This is a genomic window from Candidatus Berkiella aquae, from assembly GCF_001431295.2.
Classification (GTDB): domain Bacteria; phylum Pseudomonadota; class Gammaproteobacteria; order Berkiellales; family Berkiellaceae; genus Berkiella; species Berkiella aquae.
The window spans coordinates 2079589-2096364 of the sequence record NZ_LKAJ02000001.1 but is presented as its reverse complement, the minus strand read 5'-3'; the positions used below and the strand labels follow the sequence as shown (position 1 = coordinate 2096364).

8 protein-coding genes are annotated in these 16776 nt (G+C 42.7%); 3 read left to right on the top strand and 5 right to left on the bottom strand.

Going from position 1 to position 16776, the window contains the following annotated elements:
• Positions 1-67: 67 nt before the first annotated feature.
• Positions 68-1882, bottom strand: a complete 1815-nt coding sequence (locus tag HT99x_RS09285; protein WP_075067502.1) for a hypothetical protein — start codon at positions 1880-1882, stop codon at positions 68-70.
• A gap of 219 nt (positions 1883-2101) precedes the next feature.
• Between HT99x_RS09285 and HT99x_RS09280 the strand changes: the two genes are divergently transcribed.
• Positions 2102-2584 carry a L,D-transpeptidase family protein gene (locus HT99x_RS09280; protein WP_075067503.1) on the top strand — a complete coding sequence of 161 codons (483 nt, stop codon included), beginning with the start codon at positions 2102-2104 and terminating at the stop codon, positions 2582-2584.
• Between the two features lie 50 nt (positions 2585-2634).
• Here HT99x_RS09280 and HT99x_RS09275 read toward each other — a convergent pair whose 3' ends face one another.
• Together HT99x_RS09275 and fumC are read right to left on the bottom strand one after the other, a co-directional pair.
• Positions 2635-4269 (bottom strand): oxaloacetate-decarboxylating malate dehydrogenase, encoded by a 1635-nt coding sequence (locus tag HT99x_RS09275; protein WP_075067504.1) that lies wholly within the window; start codon positions 4267-4269, stop codon positions 2635-2637.
• Between the two features lie 12 nt (positions 4270-4281).
• Positions 4282-5691, bottom strand: coding sequence for a class II fumarate hydratase (gene fumC / locus HT99x_RS09270; protein ID WP_075067505.1), 1410 nt, complete (start codon positions 5689-5691; stop codon positions 4282-4284).
• 269 nt (positions 5692-5960) lie between these two features.
• Between fumC and HT99x_RS09265 the strand changes: the two genes are divergently transcribed.
• Complete coding sequence (locus HT99x_RS09265; RefSeq protein ID WP_259566176.1) at positions 5961-11000, top strand: hypothetical protein; 5040 nt, start codon at positions 5961-5963, stop codon at positions 10998-11000.
• Positions 11001-11004: 4 nt separating this feature from the next.
• On the opposite strand, the gene HT99x_RS15925 is transcribed toward HT99x_RS09265, so the two are convergent.
• Positions 11005-12222, bottom strand: coding sequence for a M23 family metallopeptidase (locus tag HT99x_RS15925; RefSeq protein ID WP_075066068.1), 1218 nt, complete (start codon positions 12220-12222; stop codon positions 11005-11007).
• A gap of 27 nt (positions 12223-12249) precedes the next feature.
• Positions 12250-14403 (bottom strand): DUF6600 domain-containing protein, encoded by a 2154-nt coding sequence (locus tag HT99x_RS09255; protein ID WP_259566175.1) that lies wholly within the window; start codon positions 14401-14403, stop codon positions 12250-12252.
• 574 nt (positions 14404-14977) lie between these two features.
• Between HT99x_RS09255 and HT99x_RS09250 the strand changes: the two genes are divergently transcribed.
• On the top strand, positions 14978-16774 hold the full coding sequence (locus HT99x_RS09250; RefSeq protein WP_259566173.1) for an ATP-binding cassette domain-containing protein: 1797 nt from the start codon (positions 14978-14980) through the stop codon (positions 16772-16774).
• The last annotated feature ends 2 nt before the right edge of the window (positions 16775-16776 follow it).

Below are 16776 nucleotides of genomic sequence, written 5' to 3'. Positions count from 1 at the left end.
TGCTTTGCAATGAGCTTAAATTCTGAAATCGTCAGGATTTTATTTAAAAATGGATAAGGGTTAATGATTAAGGCCGTCTCTTTGTAGGGTCATTTTGCTTGGCTTCTTGCTTTTGCGCTTCTGTTTGAATATTAAAACCTTTGACCATGATTGGATCTTTTCCTCTGACTTTTGCTATTTGTTTTTTTGCCCAAGTGATAGGTTCAATAATCGCTTGTGGGGTTTTTCCATAGAGTTTTTGGGCAACCCGAGGAAGGGTTCTACCGGAGGTTAAACCACTCTTTAACTCTGCTCCATTGGCATGATTCGTCAAATAATCAAAACGGGGCGCTTGCTCACTCTTGTCATGATATCGCATCAGAGGATGATCACAATGCCCCAGTATTGGATGGATGTTTGATACACCATAGTCGGTGTGTTTTCTCAGCAAAGCAACATCAACTTGACTATTAGGACCAAATCCAGAACCTAAATTTTTCATTCCGGCTTGAGATACCCAATCACCACGTGCTTTAAAATAATTAAGAGATTGCTGAGGCGCGGAAGGCGATGATTGATTGAGTGCAATGAAACCTTCACCCACATACGCTTCTATGCTATTCAGTCTTGCTGAATTAGCGGACGTTGTATTAATTTTACTAAGATTCGATAATGCAGAATAATCCTTTCCCTGCATCTCACGGTTATTTAATGCAACTCTTTCTTGAACATTTGTTACCATTTTTGTTCTTTCACGATGCGCATCATCGCCTTGGTAAAGATCTTGATTTTGCGCTGCTTGCTGTATCTGTTCAGTAGAAAGAGTGCCTCCTTGGGAGTTGGCATGATAAATTGCTTGATGTACTTCAGAGGTAAACCTTTCAGCAAAAGCACCACCTAAACTATGTCCTTGAATAGAGAGTGAGATAGAACTGCCAGGTTGTGAAGCTTGCAAATCACCAACGATTTTATTGACTTCATCGAGTAGTTTAATACGATTATCGCGCATGGTTTTGCTACCGGCACCGGTTGTTTCTAAATCAACACTGGCTGAGGCACCGCTGTGTGTTCCACGAAACAGGATTTTCACATCTAATTGATTACCAGGTTCATAGGGGATTAAGGCAGTGCAAACCAAACCTTTATCATTGGCAATATTGTGTACCCGATATAAGCGATTTTGGCCATCATCATCTAGCACCGGTATCACAGAACCTTGATTTAAATTTCTATAAGCTAAATCCGTTGCAAGATAAAGTCCCGAGGCTAATTTTTTTCGCTCATCTGGTTCAGTCATAACATTGGCAATTTCAGGAGAGGATATCCCTTTGGCAATACCATTCTCTTGGTATCCTGCGGTATAGGTATTGGAATAATGCATGGTTGCAACCGTTTTAATATCTTCCTCAAATGCTTTATTGATTTGTACGCCGGCAAAAGCATCTTTAAGATCGTTTGCTTTAACCGCGACATCGGTTATTGCTTTGCCGACTCTCAAACAGAATCCGACGAGAGGATTTTTCTTTTTAAGTGCCGTTTTATCCATGTGCTTTGCAAGTTCTTGGCGTTGCTCTTTAGCTAATTGAGAAATATTGACTTGATTATTTTCTAAAAAATTACGCAGCTCTTGGTTGCTGGCCAAATCATTGGCGGAAGTATTCGTTGAAATACCAATCATTAATGCACGCAGATCATTAACGTTGAGATGATTTCCAGGATCATTGATGTGTTGAATTTGATATTTATTAATGACATTGTTATATAAATCGTGCCCAACAACGTGTTTTAGTGTTTCTAAAATGAACTGAGTTTCAAAAACATTAAATTCTTCTTTACCAGATGTTGCAGGGTTAAGCACTTTATTTACCATATGTTCCAAAGACAGGGGATTTGCTGTGGTCATATGCTACCTGCTAAAGATTTTTACTACTTATTCATAACGACAGTAATGCTTAGTAAAAGTTCAATATGGCTATATTAAAGTGCATATTAGCATTTTTGTTGGGTACATATACTCAGTATGATGAAGAATATTGATAAAAATATCTGAACTATCGCGTTAGGTAGCTTGTCTCAACTTCGGTTTCGAAACTAAAAACTTAATGAAGCTGCGGAGGCTATCATGTTGAAAAAATTTATAGCAATAGGACTCATTGCTATGACGACTACGGCTAGTGCCTATTATGATGATGACTATGCGCCATTTCCTCGAAGAATATCAACGGGCAATATCATTAAAGTAGATTTAGGGAAATTAGCTTGGGCTGCTTATGATGATGCAGGATATCTTGTTCGATGGGGACGCGCCTCCGGTGGTAAAAAATACTGTCCTGATATTGGAAGAGGATGCAGAACGGTAACAGGCACTTATACAATATATCGAAAACAAGGTCCTGGCTGTAAATCGAGTCGTTTTCCAGTAGGTCGTGGCGGAGCACCTATGCCTTATTGTATGCATTTTAAGGGTGGTTATGCACTGCATGGTGGTCAAGTGCCAGGATACAATGCAAGCCATGGTTGCATTAGATTGCATTATGGTGATGCGGAATGGTTAAACCAAGATTTTGTGCGAGTCGGTAGCACAAGGGTAAACATAAAATATTAAGATAAGAAATAAAAAAGCGGCAAATCAATTAGTTGGTTTGCCGCTTTTTTTTAAGCAAATGATTGATATTGTGGCTTGTAAACGTGTTCTCGAATAAAGGCTTCAATATCACTAGGTCTATTAACGCGAGCAAGCTCCTTATCAAAAATCAAAGTTGCTACTTTTGTCGCTGTTTGAATTTCAACTTCTAAAATATTTGATTGTAGCGGATAGAGTAAACCTTGCTTTAGCAAATCTGCTGGCACTTGTGAGGCAACTGCTTTGGCTGCTTCGATAAACATTTCATCTGTTACCCGTTTTGCTTGCGTTGCATAAACTGCCATGCCAATCGCTGGGAAAATATAGAAATTATTGGCTTGCCCCGGCATCAAGGTTTGGTTATTGATATGAACGGGTGAGAAGGGCACACCAGCTGCATAAATGGCTTTGCCATTTGACCATTGATAAGCTTGTTGAGCGCTACATTCAGCATGTTCAGTAGGGTTAGATAAAGCGAGTATAACAGGACGCTCGTTGATTTTAGCCATGGTTTCAACTACATCCTTTGTAAAAGCGCCACCAATCGTGCTAACCCCTATGAGGGTTGTTGGCTTAATACTCTTGATAGCCGCAACGAAATCGCGTGTGGGTGCATGTTGATGGGCATAGCAACGTTGAAAATCGACTAAATCAGTACGGGTTGATTCAAGCAAACCATTCACATCAAATAAGTAAATCTTGGATTGCGCTTCTTTAAGCGATAATCCTTCTTCTACCAAGGCGGTACATAATAAATTGGATAAACCAATTGCGGCAGAACCAGCACCTAAAAAGAGAAATTTTTCATCCTTGAGCTTGGTCCCTTTTAATTTGGTTGCATTTAACATACCTGCTAAGGTAATCCCTGCTGTTCCCTGAACATCATCATTGTATACGGAGTAATTATCTCGATAACGTTCTAATAAATGAACAGCATCAACACCAGTCCAATCTTCAAAATGGATACAACATTTAGGAAATACTTCTTGTACAGCCTCGACAAACTCATCAACAAAAGAGAAGAGTTCTTCAGTGGATACCCGTTTTTTGCGTAGTCCTAGATAGAGGGGATCTTGTAAATATTGTTCATTGTTGGTTCCTGCATCTAGATAAAGTGGCAATAAATGTTGTGGTGGAACGCCAGCAGTTGCTGTATATAACTGTAACTTCCCAATGGGAATACCCATTCCATTGGCACCTAAGTCACCTAAACCTAAAATGCGGCCGCCATCGGTAACACAAATAAAGCGAATATCTTTTTCTGGCCAGTTTTTCAAAATTTCTTTCACATGTCCACGTCTTTCAATTGAAAGATACATGCCACGAGATTGACGATAAATATGGCCAAATTTAAGACAAGCTTCTGCGATGGTTGGATCATACACAATCGGTAAAAAGCGTGCTGGATCAGACATAATTGTACGATAAAATAACGTTTCATTGTGATCCAATAAATTGATTAAATAAACATAACGTTCAAGATCGGTGCTTTTGTGCCCAAGTTGCATCATCACACGACGTATTTGCAAATCTTCGCTTTCAACGGTATCGGGTACTAAACCAACAATGCCAAGTTCTTGTTTTTCAGCCTCTGTAAATGCAGTAGATTTATTAAGAGCCGGATCCATTAATAGCTCCATACCGCGTTTTTGATTTTTATTGCTCATGATGTTTCCTTGTTAATGTTGGCCATTGATATGCATGGCGCTTGGGTGAACCATTTTAGCGGGATCGATAATCTTGTCGAACTCTTCTGCTGTGACAAAGCCTAATTGTAAAGCAGCATCTTTTAGCGTTAAATCGTTCTCTAATGCAAAATGAGCTATTTTAGAAGATTTATCGTAACCAATCACAGGCGAAAGCGCAGTTACCAACATGAGTGAATTATCAAGAAAATATTTAATTTTTTTCAAATTAGGCTCTGTGCCTTCAATGAGAAACTTACGGAAATTGGTGCAACCATCAGTTAATATTCTAATTGAATGGGTGATATTAAAAATCATTAAAGGTTTATAAACGTTCATTTCAAGATAGCCACCTGCGCCACCAAACCCAACAGCAACATCATTGGCAATCACTTGTACCGCAATCATGGTCAGTGCTTCTACTTGAGTAGGATTGACCTTGCCAGGCATAATCGAAGAGCCTGGTTCATTTTCAGGGATCACAAGTTCTGCAAATCCTGCTCGAGGTCCACACGATAATAAACGAATATCATTGGCTATTTTGTATAATGAGACAGCAAGTGTGCGCAAGGTACTTGAAAATTGCACCAACGCATCGTGAGAACCTTGAACGGTAAATTTATTGGGGGCCGATGTGAACGGTAAACCGGTTAGTCGTGCGATTTCAGCTGCCGCGTTTTCTGCAAAATGTGGCAAAGAATTGATACCTGTTCCAACTGCCGTGCCCCCTAATGCTAACTTGTAAACATCTTGTAAGGCATTTTCGATTCTTGCAATATCATCTACCAGCATACCAACATAACCCGACCATTCCTGACCCAGCGTCAAGGGGGTTGCATCTTGCATATGGGTACGACCAATTTTAATAATATCTTTCCATTGTTCTGATTTCATTGCGATGGCATCTTTTAATTTATTTAGCGCGGGCAATAACCCTTGCTTTACATTCATCGCAACAGCAATATTCATTGCAGAAGGAAAGCTATCATTTGAAGATTGCGCCATATTAACATGATCGTTAGGGTGAATGGGGGTTTTTGAGCCTAAGGCGGTATTGGATAATTGACAACACCGATTAGAGATCACTTCATTCATATTCATATTAAATTGTGTTCCGCTGCCTGTCATCCAAACATGCAAAGGAAACATATCATCATGCTTGCCGGCAAGGATCTCATCACAAACTTGAACAATAAGTTGATGTTGTTTATCGTCTAGTCGTTTATCTGCATGATTGGTGTTACACGCAGCTTTTTTTAAAATGGCATAAGCAATGATCATTTCAGAGGGAATCAAATCTTTCCCAATACTAAAATGCTCTAAAGAACGCTGTGTTTGTGCTCCCCATAATTTGTCTGCAGGAACATTCACTTCTCCTAAACTGTCCATTTCTTTACGTAGCATATGTTTAACCCTAAATCGACATATTGAGAGTGTATCGGTTAAGTGAAAAAATGATTAACTGAAGTGAGCCTCAGATTGAATGAATATCTAGCAAATCTTCAATGCATCGTATATGCACTTCTTACATTAGAACGATATTCAATGAATAATGAATAAAAATACAAAAATACTGAATGACCTAAGTCTATTTATACCGCTCATTAGTGGCCATGAGAATCTGAGTTAAGTATAATAAATTAAAGGTATTATTTTGCAGGAGTACCACCGTAATGGCAGAATCACCCAAACCTCCATCCAATCTCACCGATTCTTCTGCAGCAACAGGAGGCTTAGAAAACAAGGGTGGGAGCACCGCGCAATATGGCGCGATGGTAAAAGATGGTTCAAAAATTGCGGGTGATGCAAATGATGCATTAGATGAAAAGAAATCACCGAAAGAAAGAGAGCAATCCAAAGAAGAATTAAAACAAGGTATTGCTGAAAATGGCCCAGCCTTTGGTGGTGCTGCCATTGGTGCAGTTGGCACAAGAAGCCCAGAAGGTGCTGCGGTGGGTTATGGTATCGGAAAAGAAGTGGGTAAAGCGACGGCTCCGGTTACAAGACAAGTGGTCGATCCAGTTGTTGATGTTGCAGTTGATAAAGGCTCGGAAATAAAAGGGAAATTAAAAGAATCTGGTGTGCCAACCGATGAAGCAACGAAAGTTACCCGCGGAGCCACGCAAGGTGGTCAGCAAATCGGTGGTGCTGTTGAAGGTGTTGGCAATTTACAGCAAGGGCAAGGATTAGAGACCTCGATGGCTGCGAAGCCAAATGGGCAAGAGCAAAAAGACGCATCAACACCGTCAACTACCAGTAGTGTGAAACCTGCTGTGTCAGGCACAACAGAAGAGAAGAAAGATGTTTCAGCTGCATCATCATCTCCTACCGATAGTATAAAACCTGCTGTAACAGGTCCATCCGATGAGAAGAAAGATGTTTCTGCCGCAGCCTCATCTCCAACCGACAGTGTCAAACCTGCAGCGCTAGGCTCATCAGAAGAGAAGAAAGATTTATCTGCCGCATCACTATCACCTACTGATAGTGTTAAATCCAGCGTAACAAGCGCAGCCGATGACAATAAAGCTGTATCACCTTCATCACCTTCGCTTGGAAAAGGTGGGAGCACCGCGCAATATGGCGCGATGGTAAAAGATGGTTCAAAAATTGCGGGTGATGCAAACGATGCATTAGATGAAAAGAAATCACCGAAAGAAAGAGAGCAATCCAAAGAAGAATTAAAACAAGGTATTGCTGAAAATGGCCCAGCCTTTGGTGGTGCTGCCATTGGTGCAGTTGGCACAAGAAGCCCAGAAGGTGCTGCGGTGGGTTATGGTATCGGAAAAGAAGTGGGTAAAGCGACGGCTCCGGTTACAAGACAAGTGGTCGATCCAGTTGTTGATGTTGCAGTTGATAAAGGCTCGGAAATAAAAGGGAAATTAAAAGAATCTGGTGTGCCAACCGATGAAGCAACGAAAGTTACCCGCGGAGCCACGCAAGGTGGTCAGCAAATCGGTGGTGCTGTTGAAGGTGTTGGCAATTTACAGCAAGGGCAAGGATTAGAGACCTCGATGGCTGCGAAGCCAAATGGGCAAGAGCAAAAAGACGCATCAACACCGTCAACTACCAGTAGTGTGAAACCTGCTGTGTCAGGCACAACAGAAGAGAAGAAAGATGTTTCAGCTGCATCATCATCTCCTACCGATAGTATAAAACCTGCTGTAACAGGTCCATCCGATGAGAAGAAAGATGTTTCTGCCGCAGCCTCATCTCCAACCGACAGTGTCAAACCTGCAGCGCTAGGCGCAACAGAAGAAAAGAAAGATTTATCTGCGGCATCGTCATCACCTACTGATAGCATCAAACCTGCAGCGCTAGGCTCATCAGAAGAGAAGAAAGATTTATCTGCGGCATCACCTACTGATAGCATCAAACCTGCGATACCAAGTGCAACAGAAGAGAAGAAAGATTTATCTGCCGCATCGTCATCTACCGATAGCCTCACTAAAGGTGGTTCAGATTTAGTGTCAGAAGGCAATGAAAGTGCCAACCCAGAAGCCGCGGTTGCATCGGGAGCGAAAGATGTTGTTGGCGTGGGTGCCAATGTTGAAACGGCTACCAATAGTCGAGTGAGTGAACAAGAACGGCATGATGCGACGCGTGATGCAGCTCGAGGCGGTGCAAAAGTAGGAACAGCGGCAGCCGTCACAGTTGCTTATAACGTTGCTGCTGATGGAGAGACTGCAGGCGTCGGGGCAGGTGCTTCAGCAAATGTTTATGGTGCGACGAACGCGGTTAATGAGCAAGTTGGTAATGCAGCCAATGCGATGGGCGTCAATAAAATACAACAACAAATGGGTTTGGGGGATGGAACGGCTTATACCTCGGGCACCGATATTGTTGCAGATGCCGGCACCCAAGTAGCAGGAAAACAAATTTCTGATGCTGGCACCCAAGCCAGAGGAGGCGTGGGAGAAGAGTATCATGAAGAAATTCAATTAGGTGCTGAAGGAACAAAAGCAGGATTATCGGCAGCGAGTGGAGAAGCGCCTGACAATATTGACAAAGTCTCTCAACGAAGTGGAGAAGTAGGTCAAAAGCATGGCGTGATGGATGAAGATGATGCAAAGAATCTTAACGCCGCGGGCCAAACAGTCCAATCAAGTATTAATCTCAGCAAAATGGATCCTTCAAGTAGTGCAGGTAATAATGCTACCGAGATCCCAGGTGCGGATCAGATAGGCGGTATGAGTCAATCAACGCAGAATCCCACCGAAAGTGTTGGCGGCATCAGCAAATCAGTACCTAATCCAACGGATCAAATGGGTGGCGCACCGAAACTCGGAGGAGAAGGAGGCCCTGCATCCAGCATGCCTAATCCCACCGAGAGTGTTGGCGGCATCAGCAAATCAGTACCTAATCCAACGGATCAAGTGGGTGGCGCACCGAAACTCGGAGGAGAAGGAGGCCCTGCATCCAGCATGCCTAATCCCACTGAAAGTGTTGGCGGCATCAGCAAATCAGTACCTAATCCCATGGAGCAAAAGGCTGGAGGACCACAACTCGGAGGAGAAGGAGGCCCTGCATCCAGCATGCCTAATCCCACCGAGAGTGTTAGCGGCATCAGCAAATCAGTACCTAATCCAATGGAGCAAAAGGCAGGAGGGCCTCAACTGGGAGGAGAAGACGGAGGCCCTGCATCCAGCATGCCCAATCCCACCGAGAGTGTTGGCGGCATCAGCAAATCCGTACCTAATCCAACAGATCAAATGGGTGGCGCACCGAAACTCGGAGGAGAAGACGGAGGCCCTGCATCCAGCATGCCTAATCCCACCGAGAGTGTTGGCGGCATCAGCAAATCCGTACCTAATCCAACAGATCAAATGGGTGGCGGACCGAAACTCGGAGTAGAAGGAGGCCCTGCATCCAGCATGCCTAATCCCACTGAAAGTGTTGGCGGCATCAGCAAATCAGTACCTAACCCCATGGAGCAAAAGGCTGGAGGACCACAACTCGGAGGAGAAGGAGGCCCTGCATCCAGCATGCCCAATCCCACCGAGAGTATTGGCGGCATCAGCAAATCAGTACCTAATCCCATGGAGCAAAAGGCTGGAGGGCCACAACTCGGAGGAGAAGGAGGCCCTGCATCCAGCATGCCTAATCCCACTGAAAGTGTTGGCGGCATCAGCAAATCCGTACCTAATCCAACAGATCAAATGGGTGGCGGACCGAAACTCGGAGGAGAAGGAGGCCCTGCATCCAGCATGCCTAATCCCACTGAAAGTGTTGGCGGCATCAGCAAATCAGTACCTAACCCCATGGAGCAAAAGGCTGGAGGACCACAACTGGGAGGAGAAGGAGGCCCTGCATCCAGCATGCCTAATCCCACTGAAAGTGTTGGCGGCATCAGCAAATCCGTACCTAATCCCATGGAGCAAAAGGCTGGAGGGCCACAACTCGGAGGAGAAGGAGGCCCTGCATCCAGCATGCCTAATCCCACTGAAAGTGTTGGCGGCATCAGCAAATCCGTACCTAATCCCATGGAGCAAAAGGCTGGAGGACCACAACTCGGAGGAGAAGGAGGCCCTGCATCCAGCATGCCTAATCCCACCGAGAGTGTTGGCGGCATCAGCAAATCCGTACCTAATCCAACAGATCAAATGGGTGGCGGACCGAAACTCGGAGGAGAAGGAGGCCCTGCATCCAGCATGCCTAATCCCACTGAAAGTATAGGCGGCATCAGCAAATCAGTACCTAATCCAACGGATCAAATGGGTGGCGCACCGAAACTCGGAGGAGAAGGAGGTCCTGCATCCAGCATGCCTAATCCAACCGAGAGTGTTGGCGGCATCAGCAAATCCGTACCTAATCCAACAGATCAAATGGGTGGTGCACCGAAACTCGGAGGAGAAGGAGGCCCTGCATCCAGCATGCCTAATCCAACCGAGAGTATAGGCGGCATCAGCAAATCAGTACCTAATCCAACAGATCAAATGGGTGGCGCACCGAAACTCGGAGGAGAAGGAGGCCCTGCATCCAGCATGCCTAATCCAACGGAAAGCATCGGTGGTATGGGTGGAGCCATGCCAAGCGGCGGCGGTGAAGGTGGAACACCAGGTCTAGATCAGGTAGGTGGCATGACGAAGTCGATGCCTAATCCAACCGAAAGCATGGGAGGTATGGGTGGAGCCATGCCAACCGGCGGTGGTGAAGGCGGAGCTAAAATGACGGATACGATGAAATCAAGTGGTAAGGATCAAATAGGCGTACCAACCGAAAGTATGACAGGACCCAGTATGGATGGTGGCGGTATAGGGGGAATGTCTAAAGGAATTTCCATGGAGGGTGGCAAAGGAGGACCTGAATCTCAAATGGGTAATGGTCTTGAATCAATATCAAAAGAACTGAGTGGGCTAGCGAATAAAGTGACTCAAATGGATGCCCAACAATTGGTTCAAGAACTGGACAAACTCCTGAACACCGCGCAATCCTTAACTTCAGGGGTATCAAATGGAATGGGGGCCGATAAAGAAAATAAATCGAGTATGCCTTCTATGCGATTTGGTGGAGACGAACAAAAGGCCGATGGAGGTCCTGCAATGACCAGTGCCTTAAATACCAAGATGAGTCCGATTGAAAATATTAGTAATAAGAATGAGATGATGAATATGGATATCGGCAATAATATGAAACCAAAAGGAATAGAGCCACCAAAACCAGAATCTAAACCAGCCGATCCTGAAGAAAGAAAACCTGGCATCAGAAATCGCTAACCGCTTAGGGACATTTATTAGGTGGTTGATTGCTAAAATAAAATACTTGATTATCTAACGGAACTAACTGTTTTGTATTCTTCTTAGGTAGCGGTTTTATGGGAGTCCAAATGCCATAATCCGCGACAATCTCATCCACATTGCCAATCAAATTCGCTTTTTCCAGCACAAAAGGAACGCCTTCACATTTTAGCGGATCGTTGGCATCGCAAACATGCAGATGCAAATGGGGGGCTGATGAATTTCCTGTATTGCCAAGTAATCCGATTACTTGTCCTTTTTTAACCTGACTGCCTTCTTTGACACGAATACTCCCAGGTTGCATATGGGCATTAAGGACATAATACGTTTTTCCGTTTTGCTGGATTTGGATGATCACATGATTACCACCAATATCGTTTAGAGGAAGTTGAGGAACAGGTAAAGTAGGCGGGATATTTTCTTTTACATTGTCATGGACTTTAGAAACAATCCCATCTGCAACTGCATAAATTTCATCACCAAAACCATTCCAATTTTCATTTTTATGGAGATCGCCATGCACACTTTTGCCATCAGCACAAATTTGCATCCAGTCAATGGCATAGCGCTGTGCAAGATAAAATTTACCTTCAATCGGTAGTATGGTTAAACGGTGATAGGAAGTAGGGGAAAGCGCAGCAGAAGCGACCCACTGTGTGCCTTTTAGAGGGTTGCCCAGTACAACCGGTTTTTCATCAAGTACGCTCAAGGTATACTCGATTGGGTAAGTGGTGGACTCTCCCTTTTCAGTGGAATATTCAACAAACCAAATATCATGATTTAAAGATTTAGGAACATGCGTGAACATAGGCTGAGATAACCAAATGGTTACAAAAGCCCCCATTCCTTTTTTCAGTATCCTATTTTTATCTTCTAGGCGTTTATTATTTTCATAGGCAAAACTATTTTGTTGTAATTTTGTTCCTGAATAAGATGTTATGGGTTTGTTGGCCTCATCCATAATCTCTATTAAACCCAGTTGAAGGGTTTTGTCTGTATTGTTAACAATATGTAATTCATAAACCAGAAGTTCGCCTTGCAATGTGCTCACGGGAGAAGGTGGCTTTAATACCGAAATGAGTACCTCTTTTTGCGACAAAAGTGAGTCAGCAAAAAGGGATGTTGAGATGGAATACAAGCAAGCAAAGAGCAGGCCATGAACCAATCTGCGTAACAGATGATTTTTTAATATAGCAATCATAATATCCCCATTATATGAATAAATTTGCTAATGTTTGCCTTTATCATCAGGCACCGCTGCTTTTGGCATAGGCTGCTGAGGTACTTGACGTTGAATTTGCTGAGGCATTTGCTGCAATTGCGGCGCCTGACGTAATTCACGTTGGGGCGCTTGCTGTATTTCCCGTTGCGGCGCCTGATGCAACTCACGTTGTGGCGCTTGCTGTATTTCCCGCTCTGGACGTTGACGTAACTCACGTTGTGGCGCTTGCTGTATTTCCCGCTCTGGACGTTGACGTAACTCACGTTGTGGCGCTTGCTGTATTTCCCGCTCTGGACGTTGACGTAACTCACGTTGTGGCGCTTGCTCTATTTCCCGCTCTGGACGTTGACGTAACTCACGTTGTGGCGCTTGCTGTATTTCCCGCTCTGGACGTTGACGTAACTCACGTTGTGGCGCTTGCTGTATTTCCCGCTCTGGACGTTGACGTAACTCACGTTGTGGCGCTTGCTCTATTTCCCGCTCTGGACGTTGACGTAACTCACGTTGTGGCGCTTGCTGTAATTCACGTTTAGGTTGTTGCAATTCGTGTTTAGGTGCTTGCAACAATTCTTTGTCTGGGATTTGATAATGTTTACGTAAATTAGGGGGTTGTTTATCAGTGGGCACACCCGGTTCGCGAGGTTTTTGCAAGGTACGCTCAGGTTTAGTATTCACCGAACCTTTGGCAATCTCTCGAGGTTTTGAAGGTTTAACCGGTTGTAATGTTGAAAATGATGCTGATGCTTTAGGTTCAACATTTTTTTGCACTTTTTCTGTTCCCAAGCCTCTTGCTTGAAAGGTTTGTCGATTTTGAGGCACTTGAGATTTTGTTAATGCACCACGCTTTAGCACTTGTTCCGATGGCTTAAAGCGAGAAGTTTTTAGATCTTTTGTATCCGTGACCGGTTTTATATTCATGCTTTGCGAGATTGTCGCTTTATTCAGCTGAGCTGCATTAAGAGGCACTCGAGCTTGCTTGATGTTGGGAGATAGAAAAGCATCTTTTTTAACCGCGGTGATGCCATTGTTGATTTTGAAATTTTGATAATTAAAATGCATGTGTGGATTGCCATAAGCTTGCTTGAGTAGTTTTTTATTAATAAATTTATCACCACTATTAATTTGCTTAAAGTAACTAAAACTGACAGCATAAGCCGGACTATAAATATCGCCTGGGCCTAATGGGAACCAGCCAATTTCGGCTCCGAAACTTCCATCGCCAATAAAGGCAACCAAAGCAGGCGCATAAACGACATCGGCACCTGAATAAGGCACCCAATACCATTTATCAGCATATACCCAGCGCCCATAATGATAAGGCGCAAATCCCCATGGTTCCAAGCCTATCCATGACCAACCCCAAGGTTCAATCCAAGCCCAATGACCATGACGATAAGGTGCCCAATCGGAGTCAATATCACTTGGCGACCAAACAGGACCATATTCCTCAATAGTGACCCAATTACCATAGCTATCGAGATCTTCAGCACCAATGATTTCTTGAGAAACAGTATGCGATTGCCTAGTCTGTTTTGCGACTTGACGTTGATTGCTCCAACGATCAAAGTCATCTTCAGCTAATGTTGTAAAATTGGGGTCGTAATCGAGATTGGTGCCTGTAAAACGATAGGCTTGACCGTTGTTGATTATATAAGAATGACTGTCACCATAAACATGGCCTTGTCCTTGATTAATTTGCACAATAGTTGCATTGCCATCTTTATCGACATCAACACGATAATAACCTAATTTTTGCACCGTGAAAGCAAGATTGGGTGTATCAATTTCATAAATTTGATTATGCTTAATACCATTGACTTTGAGAATTAGTGAACCTTCGGTAAGCTGAAATTGCGCGACATCGTTATTTAAATTGAGTACGTTTATATTCGTATTAGAACCAATGTAAAGATTGGCTTCCCCTAACTGTAATTGACTGAAGGTGTTTGCATCATTCCAGAGGCTATCACCTGCTACGAGTGGTCTATTGAGAGTGGCATCGAGCCAATCTTCACCACCTGCAGGTAAAAAACTCATATTACCTTCAATGCGGCTTAATCTAGCAACGCGATCGGAAGGATCGGCAAGAAGTGTCAACGTTGAAAAGCAAATTATTGCTGTTAAAACCCATTTTACACCTAAGCTTGCATTTTTTAACATGGTAAACCTGCCTTTCTGATCTGCGGCTTATTAGATTTAACATAGACCGCACAATGCCAAGGAAATGTTATGGCCGTTAGATTTTTTGGTTTATTTGAATAAATGTTTTAAAAAAGACGTAAATTGGTTCAGTAAAAGTAGGTGTAGCTACCCACTATTCAAGGGATTTAGTTTATTCGAACATCATGCATAAATTCCTGACAAAATGATCTCCATTCGTCGGATAAAATTAGCATTTTATCAGGTGAAAATACCCAGTTATCCACTAAGCCAGTTATTTGAATAATTGTTAAATATAGAGGCATTTTACACAAGAATAATCCGCATTCTGTGATATGGATGTTTTCAATAGTTTAAAAAAAACATCAATAAAAATAGCACTTTGCTAATAAAAAATTATTCGCATTTTAATGAAGAGTGACTCCTCTTATTGTTGATCATGATTGTTTCTGTGTCAGATAAAATGAATTGAAATCCATTTAAAGTTATCTTGCCTAAGTATTTGTCGCAGTTGACAAACAAAATATAGAAACTTACCATTTTTCACCTTTGAGTTTGATTGGGCAGTATTAGCATGAGCAGTGAAGAGAGCAAAATTAAAAAGAAGATTGAGTCACTCACCTTGCTTTCATTGGCAAAACGTTTTTATCGTTTTTATCGACCCTATTTTGGGTTGGATGCAAAAAATCTAAAGCGAACAATGTTGGCCGGTGGGATTATTCTTGGTAATACATTATTAGCCTTTGCTCTGGTTTTTGTGAATACCTCAATGGCCTCATTGATGGGGTTGCTATTAGTGCCAGGGGTTACCTATACGGCATTCTTCTATGCAGCTGCGCAGTGTATGGCGGCCATTGTTGGCTACGGTGCGATTACAGGTGTTGATGCTTGGATGGCAAGCTTATTAGGAAGCTCATTAGCGCACTCTATCAACAAAAAACTTGAAAACCGATGGATGAAAAGTAAAGGATACTATGGTGCCACTTTGCTACCCAAGAGTAGTGCACAAAATCCTTCTCAGCTTATCAGCCACGATAATTATGAATTAAATGCCACTGTCACTGAATTATTCGACAATTTCCTAACAACAGTCAGTAATTTTGCAGTAGGGATTGTTGGCCTTTATATGCTTTCTGTTCCTTTGGAACTTAGCTTATTTTCATTATCATTTGTCTTACCTGGCTATCTGGTTATCAGCACCGTCATTTATGCCGTGATTTATAACTCTATCACCAATAAAATGGGCGATTCGCTGGAAGATCTGCAGTCCAAACAAAGAAAGATGGAAGGCAAGATTCAAACCAAGATCAATCATATTAAAACCCATGCAGAGGCTATTGCATTTAAAAAGGGAACTGACTATGAGCATAAGTCATTATTAGATTCCATTAAGCAAAGTAGAGCCGTTCAAGTTTCTGTGTCAAAAATTCGTTCATTATTAACTTTTGCGACGAATTTACATGCAGAATTTACTTCCTTTTTTGCTATATTGCTTTGTGCACCCAACATTATCGCTCAGAAATTAAGTTTTGCGAGCATATTAGAGATCCCTTATCACTTTCAAAATGTGGTTAATTTCTTTACTTGGAAGAGTGACAATTTTGATAAAGTGACCGATTGTGCTGTTTCTTTAAAACGTATTGAAGATTTTAATGCTACCTTAACGAAGTGGGAAAAACTTCAAGAAGACAATCGTGCGCACTTACAGTTTTCCAAAGGAAATAATAAAGCGATTGAGATCAAAAATCTGACGCTGAAAAAACCAGATGGCACGCTAATCTTACAAAAATTCACTCAATCCATTCCTAAAGGAAAGGTCACCTTGTTGCAAGCAGCATCAGGGGTAGGAAAAACCTCGATTTTACGCGCTGTGGCAGGGCTCTCGCCGTACGCCAGTGGTAAAATCAGTGGCTTGTCAGACAATATGCATTTTATTCCTTCACATCCTTATTTCCCTGTGCAAAGAAGCTTGTTAGATGCCATTTTGTATCCAAGCCAGAAAAAAGCAACCGCTCAGGAAATTAGAAAGATCAAAGGGTTAATGAGAGAATTAAGTTTCAATGAATCCATTATTAATGATCTTGAAGTTGTCAAAGATTGGTTTGGCCCTCATTTAAGTGATGGTGAGAAACAACGAATTGAAATTATTTCTGCCATCATGAAAAAACCGGATACCTTGTTTATGGACGAAGCAACATCACGCGTTGATCATGATGCAAAAACAGATAACAAAGGTAAAATCGAAAGATTGCTTAAAAAGCATTTACCTGACACGACGATTGTCTATACCGACCATAATCCAAGCGAAAGCGGATTCTGCGATAATCGTATTTATCTTTCTAATAGCAGAAAAGCAATGGCAAAGCGATAACA